Source organism: Dietzia sp. IBK-p2-15D, assembly GCF_057773105.1.
The window spans coordinates 1-448 of the sequence record NZ_JBYMTK010000093.1 but is presented as its reverse complement, the minus strand read 5'-3'; the positions used below and the strand labels follow the sequence as shown (position 1 = coordinate 448).

Annotated in this window: 2 protein-coding genes; both read left to right on the top strand. The window is 32.6% G+C overall.

Features of this window, described 5'->3' with window-relative positions; genetic code table 11:
* Positions 1-8 precede the first annotated feature (8 nt).
* Positions 9-80, top strand: a complete 72-nt coding sequence (locus AC3DEV_RS17025; RefSeq protein WP_488372877.1) for a DUF4326 domain-containing protein — start codon at positions 9-11, stop codon at positions 78-80.
* A gap of 55 nt (positions 81-135) precedes the next feature.
* Positions 136-448: hypothetical protein (locus AC3DEV_RS17020; RefSeq protein WP_488372876.1), on the top strand; the 313-nt coding region annotated here is incomplete at its 3' end.

Here is a 448-nt window from a genome sequence, read left to right as displayed (position 1 = left end):
ATAAGATTTTGGGGTGTTGGTGCAAGCCATTAGCTTGTCATGGAGATGTATTGGTGGAGTTAGTAAATGAATTGCTATGAAATAATTAAATGGTATTATGGCGACGCTCGTGCCAAAAGAAGTCAAGTTCCATATATGCAGCACATAGATCATGGACTTATTATTTTAAATAAACTTGGCGTCACTAATATAGTGAAAGACGCTTATTGTCTTCATCCCGTCTTTCAAAGTGATTTTGATTTAATGGGGAATTTTGATTTAACTACAAAATATAATATTAATTCAAACGTAATGACATTAGTAATGGAATATAGGTCTGTAGCAAATGAATATCTTTCACATAGAAAGGTTACAAATCTCAGCGAAATAAGACTTTCCCCATTAAAGGAAGTTAATCTAATGCTTTTGGCCGATAAGCAACAAAATTTTTCCGATTTTTTGATTCATC